Annotated in this window: 5 protein-coding genes; 4 read left to right on the top strand and 1 reads right to left on the bottom strand. The window is 64.9% G+C overall.

From position 1 onward, the window contains the following. Positions 1-98: 98 nt before the first annotated feature. A complete protein-coding gene (locus Q8Q53_RS01835) occupies positions 99-842 on the bottom strand; it encodes a hypothetical protein (RefSeq protein ID WP_305700041.1) in 744 nt (247 codons plus the stop codon). Positions 843-983: 141 nt separating this feature from the next. Between Q8Q53_RS01835 and Q8Q53_RS01830 the strand changes: the two genes are divergently transcribed. The 4 genes from Q8Q53_RS01830 to Q8Q53_RS01815 all read left to right on the top strand — a co-directional run bounded on the left by Q8Q53_RS01830 (position 984) and on the right by Q8Q53_RS01815 (position 5,763). Further along, positions 984-2,726, top strand: coding sequence for an amidohydrolase family protein (locus Q8Q53_RS01830; protein WP_305700040.1), 1,743 nt, complete (start codon positions 984-986; stop codon positions 2,724-2,726). A 6-nt stretch (positions 2,727-2,732) separates the two neighbouring features. Further along, on the top strand, positions 2,733-3,611 hold the full coding sequence (locus Q8Q53_RS01825; RefSeq protein WP_305700039.1) for a Coq4 family protein: 879 nt from the start codon (positions 2,733-2,735) through the stop codon (positions 3,609-3,611). Positions 3,612-3,728: 117 nt separating this feature from the next. Beyond that, complete coding sequence (locus Q8Q53_RS01820; RefSeq protein ID WP_305700038.1) at positions 3,729-4,487, top strand: SDR family NAD(P)-dependent oxidoreductase; 759 nt, start codon at positions 3,729-3,731, stop codon at positions 4,485-4,487. Further along, entirely contained in the window at positions 4,480-5,763 is a 1,284-nt protein-coding gene (locus Q8Q53_RS01815) for an MFS transporter (RefSeq protein ID WP_305700037.1), read from the top strand. The genes Q8Q53_RS01820 and Q8Q53_RS01815 overlap by 8 nt, the downstream gene beginning before the upstream one ends. Positions 5,764-5,842: the final 79 nt, after the last annotated feature.

The raw sequence follows: 5,842 nt of genomic DNA, 5'->3' as shown, positions 1-5,842 counted from the left end.
CGAGCGAAGTCGAGACACCTCGCGCAGCGTGTCTCGACTTCGCTCGACACGAACGGGGGAGGAGTTCTGCGGCGGCATGGACTGCCTCCTCTCAACCCCTACCCCAGCCCGCCCGCCTGCAATTCGCTCATGTCGAACGGCCGCATTGCGCACAGCATCCCGTACCAGCCGCGCTGGAGCAGGCTGTCTTCGCGGTCACGTTCGGCCAGTGCCTGCACGTCGCGGCGGTGCTGTTCGATCAGTTCGGCCAATTCCGCCGCGCCGCGCGCTGACAGCTTGACCAGTTCCGAGGCATAGACCGCATCGGGCGCGGCAAAGTCCATTCCCATGAACTGCGGTTTCATGCGCTCCTCAAACAAGGCACGCATCGGGGTCTTGCGCCACACGATCGTCCGGTCAACCAATGGTCGCACCCGTCCGCCGGGCAGCCGGTCAATCAGCGCGAGCCGCTCCAGCTTGGCCAGCCACTGGTCCATCGCCGTCGCCGGGACGGCAAAATCGCGGGCGATTTCATCCGGGCTGTTGCCGCCCAGGATGGTCATGAACAGGAACGAGAGGAACGTGTCACTCGACAGTTCGCGCTCCTGCGCCAGCGTAAGTTCCTGAGCCAGTCCCGTGACCGGATGTTCCGCCTCCCGCGCCAGATCGGCCAGCGTCAGCCCGACCAGTGCGGCGAGCCGTTCCAGCCGCTCCAGCGACAACCCCTTGCCGGCCAGCCAGCGCTTGGCCGTTGCCTCGCCGATGGAAAATTCCGCCGCGATCCGCCGCGCGGTCCAGCTTTCACGGCGCAGCACCCGGCGCAAGATGGTCAGCATGGCGGCGCTTGTCGAATAAGATCGCATAATGATCCTGAACTGACCGGAAATTGATCCGTTTGGCAAGCCACGCATTCGGCGCGAATCCGGCTTCGCGATATGCTCCCCCCAGTCGCGGCCGAGAGTTGCCCAGCAACCCGCCGCCACTTTTTGATCTGGGAGAGACGAATGACTGGCATGCTGATCAAGAACGGAACCGTCGTGGACGGCACCGGCGCACCGGCTTTTGCGGCCGACGTGCGCATTCAGGACGGGATCATCGCCGAAGTCGGCCCGAACCTTGCGCCCAACGGAGAGCGCGTGTTCGACGCCGCTGGCTGTCAGGTGACGCCCGGCTTCATCGAAAGCCACACCCATTACGACGGCACGATGTGGTGGCAGCCTGATCTCGATCCGCTGCCGGGTTACGGCGCGACCACGATGATCATGGGCAACTGCGGCTTTTCGCCCGCCCCGCTGCACAAATACATGCCCGCCCAGCGCGAAATGGTCGGCATTTTCAGCTTCTTCGAGGACATCCCGGAAGGGCCGTTCCTGCAGAACCTGCCGTGGGACTGGAACAAGTGGTCCGAATACCGCGCCTCGGTCGAAAAGAACGTCAGGGTGCCGCTGAACTACGCCGCCTACACCGGCCACATCGCGATCCGTCTGGCCGCGATGGGCGTGGAAGCATGGGAGCGCAAGGCAACCCCGGAAGAAATCGCCGTCATGGCCGACCTGCTCGACGACGCGCTGGCCGCTGGCGCGCTGGGCATGTCGGACAACATGCACGACCATGACGGGCAGAACCGCCCCGTCCCCACCCTGCTGGCCTGCGATGCCGAATTCGCCGCGCTGTTCGACGTGATGGAGCGCTATCCCGGCTGCTGCTATCAGGTGATCGTCGATACCTTCATGCGGATGACCGGCCCGGCCAATCTGGAGCGCCTGTCCAAGCTGCTGGCCGGACGCCCGATCAAGGTCCAGATCGCCGGGGCCATCCCGACGCTGGACTTCCAGAAGGGCATCCTGCCCGCGATGCAGGATAGCGTGAACAAGATGCGCGCTGCCGGGGTCGATATCTGGCCGGGGTTCGCCCACGTTTCGCCGACCTCGACGCTCAGTCTGGTCAAATCACTGATCTTTGCGCAGTCGAACGATTACGTCTGGCACGAAGTCGTGCTGGCGGATGATCACGCCGAAAAGGCCCGGCTGCTGGCCGATCCGGACTGGCGCGCCCGGGCCCGCGAAAGCTGGGACACGCAGGCGTGGGATCACTCCCCGCTCAAGAACCCGCAGGAACTGTTCCTGCTGGACAGCGAAAATGGCACCGGCCCGGTCGGCATCACGCTGAAGGAATATGCCGACAGCAAGGGCCTGCACCGCTCCGATGCGATGGCCGACTGGATTCTGGCCAACGGCACCCGCTCCACCGTCCACATGGCCCCCTTCCCCAAGGATGAGGCGCTGACGATCGAGCTGATGCGCGATCCGAAAACGGTCGGGAACATTTCCGACGCGGGCGCGCACTTGCAGATGCTGTGCGGCGGCGGCGAAAACGCGCTGCTGCTGACCCAGTATGTCCGCGATGAAAAGAAGCTGACGCTGGAAGAGGCGATCCACGTGATGACCGGCAAGCTGGCGGGCCATTTCAACCTGACCGACCGGGGTGTGATCGCAGCGGGCAAGCGCGCCGATATCGCGGTGTTCAACATGGATGAAATCCAGCGCCGCGAAATGGTGAAGGCGCATGACGTGCCCGATGGCCGGGGCGGCATGACCTGGCGCTTTACCCGCGCCGCGATGCCCACCCGCCTGACCATGGTGAATGGCGTGCCGACGTTCGAAGACGGCAAGCCGACCGGCGCGATGCCGGGCCAGTTCCTGTCCCCCATCAACGACGACACGGCTCTGGCCGTCGCAGCGGAGTAAACGGTCATGGAAGTCAAAGTTGGCGCTGGCGAGCGCGATTACTTCAACGGGGCGATCCGCAAGATCGAAACCGAAAGCTCCGTGCTGGTCAGCAATTCTGCTTACCTCAACAACGCGGAACTGCGTCACCTGATCGCGCAGGAAATGCTGCGCCGCAACGGGCCAGACCTGCCCAACACGGCGTTCATTCCCGAAGTCGCGCAGATCCTGATGACGCTGGAAGACTGGGGCCGGATTATGGCCCTGTTCGAAGAGGAAAAGGCCCGCCTGCCCCGGTTTGCGGAATGGTGCGAGCGCAAATCGCTGGCCGATTTCAAGAAGGATGACGTGAAGGACTGCGCCCCCGGCACGCTGGGGGCCGCGCTCTATGATTTCATGGTCAACAGCGGTTATGAACTCGACATCTTCTACCGCGAAATTCAGGTAGTGAATGATCTGACGTATTACCTGCGCCAGACCGCACTGACCCACGATATCGAGCATATCGTGTCGGGCTTTGGCCCCAACCATGGCGGCGAAATCGCGCTGCTCAATGCCAACATGCACAGCAAGGTGCGCTATTTCCATCCGGAACTGGCGGCCTTCTTCAGCCGGGTGCAAAGCTATCTGAAGTCCAAGACGATCATGAAGGATGGGCTTTACTACGCCGAAGCCGCCGCGCTGAACCTTGAGGCGGAGTATCAGGGCGCGGTCCAGGGCCGCAACTGGACCTATCCGCTGATGCTGGCCGACTGGCGCGGCATGGTCGACTGGCAGATCGCGGACATCCGCAAGGAACTGGGTATAACCCCGGTGCCCGCGCCGGACTTGTGGACCGATACCAACCGGCTCTGCGATGAAGGCCACCCTGACTATGGTCAGCCGCAGTTGCAGGCCGCCGAATAAGGGCGGAACAGCATCGGACACGGATCAGGGCGTCACTCCCCGCCGGGATTGACGCCCTGACGCCTGTCTGGAATGCCGCCGAACAAGATAAAATCGGATGAGTTCGGGAGAGTTCGAATGCGCGGTCTGGCAGGCAAGGTAGGGATCGTGGCGGGCGGCGCGCGCGGGATCGGCGCGGCCACCGCGCGGCGGCTGGCGCAGGAAGGCGCGCACGTCGTGATCGGCGATCTGCTGCTCGATCAGGCCGAGGAAACCGCCGAGGCGATCCGCGCTGCGGGCGGATCGGCACTGGCTGTGGCACTCGACGGCACCAATGCCGATGCGCAGGCCGCCATTGTCGCCGCCGCGAAGGAAGCGTTCGGCGGGCTGGACTTTTACCATTCCAATCTGGCGGGCGGCACTGGCGGCGATATCGACGCGCTCGATTGCCCGGTCGAAGTGCTCGACACCAGCTTTGCGATCAACACCAGGAGCCACTTTCTGGCGACGCAGGCCGCCCTCCCCTCGATCATCGAGCGCGGCGGCGGGGCGATGATCTACACCTCCAGCGGCGCAGCCAGCGGCGGCGCGGCATGGCAGGTGGCCTATCCGATGACCAAGAACGCCATCCACCCGCTCGCCCGCCATGTCGCGGCGCGGTTCGGCAAGCAGGGCGTGCGCGCCAACGTGATCTGCCCCGGGCTGGTGCTGACCGAAGCGGTCAGGCTCCACCTCACCGACGAATATGTCGAAAAGGGTCTGAAGGCGATCCCGCACACCCGGCTGGGGGAGCCGGAAGATATCGCGGCTGCGGTCACCTTCCTCGCTTCTGACGATGGCGCGTGGGTCAACGGGCAGGTCTGGCACGTCAATGGCGGAGCGCAGATGCGTGACTGATCCTGTTTTCACCACTCCTGTCACAGCGCCCCGCGCGCCGACCAACGCCTGGTTGGTGCTGGCGTTGCTGCTGGCGATCTATATCTTCAACTTCGCCGACCGCTACCTGATCACCGGCCTGGTTGGCCCGATCAAGGCCGAGTTCGGCCTTGGCGATGATTTCATGGGCCTGCTGATGGGGCCGGCCTTCGTTGCGCTCTATGTGGTTGCGGGCGTGCCGATTGCACGGCTGGCCGACCGCAAATCCCGGATCGCCATTATTGCCGCGGGTTGCGTCGTGTGGAGCGCAGCAACCGTGGCGACCGGATTGGCCACCGGCCCGGTTTCGCTGGCGCTTTCGCGGGTCGCGGTCGGGATTGGCGAAGCGGCGTTCGTCGCCCCGGCCTATTCGCTGCTGGCCGATTACTTCCCGGTCGAAAAGCGCGGCCGTGCGTTCGCAATCCTTGGGCTGGCGACCTATTTCGGCCAGATTGCCGGACAGGCTGGCGGACCGTGGCTGGCGGCGATCTATGACTGGCGCACCGCATTCTTCATGATGGGCGCGCCGGGCCTGATCCTGGGCCTGCTGGCGGTGCTGACCATCCGCGAGCCGGTGCGCACCGTGCCGGTCAAGGCTGTCCCGGCCATCCCGTTCGGCACGCTGCTGGGCACTCTGCGCCGCGCGCCGTCCTACGTGCTGATGATGATCGGCATGGGAATGGGTTCACTGTCGGGCGTGGCGTTCGGTTACTGGGGGCCGGAACTGTTCACCCGCAGCTATGGGATCGACCCGACCGTTGCCAAGACCGCCTTTGCGGTCAATTTCGGCGGGGCAGGTCTGGTAGGCATGCTGCTGTTCGGGGCCGTGTCCGACAAGCTGACCCGGCGGGACCGCAGCTGGCCGATCCGGCTGACCGCGGCCGCGATGGCTTCCGCCACGGCCTGTATCCTCGCCGTCACCTGGTCTGACAGTTTCTCGCTGGCGACGTTACTGGCAATCCCGTCCGGGCTGCTGGGCGGCGGCTGGGCGGTGGGCGTGATGTCCAGCCTGCAGTATATCCTGCCCGAACGGTTCCGCGCCACCGCCACCGCCAGCTTTATCATGGTGGCGACGCTGCTGGGCTATTTCGTGGGGCCGTGGTTGACCGGATCGGTCAGTCAGGCGCTGGGCGGCGATGCATGGTCGCTGCGGATGGGCCTGTCGGCCGCGATCCCGCTGGGCTTCGTCGGCGCGCTGTGCTGCTGGCTGGCCGCGCGCACACTGGAACGCGATCGCGCGGCCCTGTCAGACGCATAAGCAGATCGTTCCCCCACCCGTTCGTGTCGAGCGAAGTCGAGACACGTTGCCGTTGCGCGCGGTGTCTCGACTTCGCTCG

Source organism: Novosphingobium sp. (assembly GCF_030699305.1).
In the GTDB taxonomy this organism is placed as follows: domain Bacteria; phylum Pseudomonadota; class Alphaproteobacteria; order Sphingomonadales; family Sphingomonadaceae; genus Novosphingobium.
The sequence above is the reverse complement of the archived record's forward strand: the minus strand, read 5'-3'. Positions and strand labels throughout refer to the sequence as shown.

What these genes read in the sequence shown, in the direction of transcription:
- Q8Q53_RS01835 (WP_305700041.1), bottom strand. Translation starts at nt 842, where the DNA reads ATGCGATCTTATTCGACAAGCGCCGCCATGCTGACCATCTTGCGCCGG.
- Q8Q53_RS01830 (WP_305700040.1), top strand. Translation starts at nt 984, where the DNA reads ATGACTGGCATGCTGATCAAGAACGGAACCGTCGTGGACGGCACCGGC.
- Q8Q53_RS01825 (WP_305700039.1), top strand. Translation starts at nt 2,733, where the DNA reads ATGGAAGTCAAAGTTGGCGCTGGCGAGCGCGATTACTTCAACGGGGCG.
- Q8Q53_RS01820 (WP_305700038.1), top strand. Translation starts at nt 3,729, where the DNA reads ATGCGCGGTCTGGCAGGCAAGGTAGGGATCGTGGCGGGCGGCGCGCGC.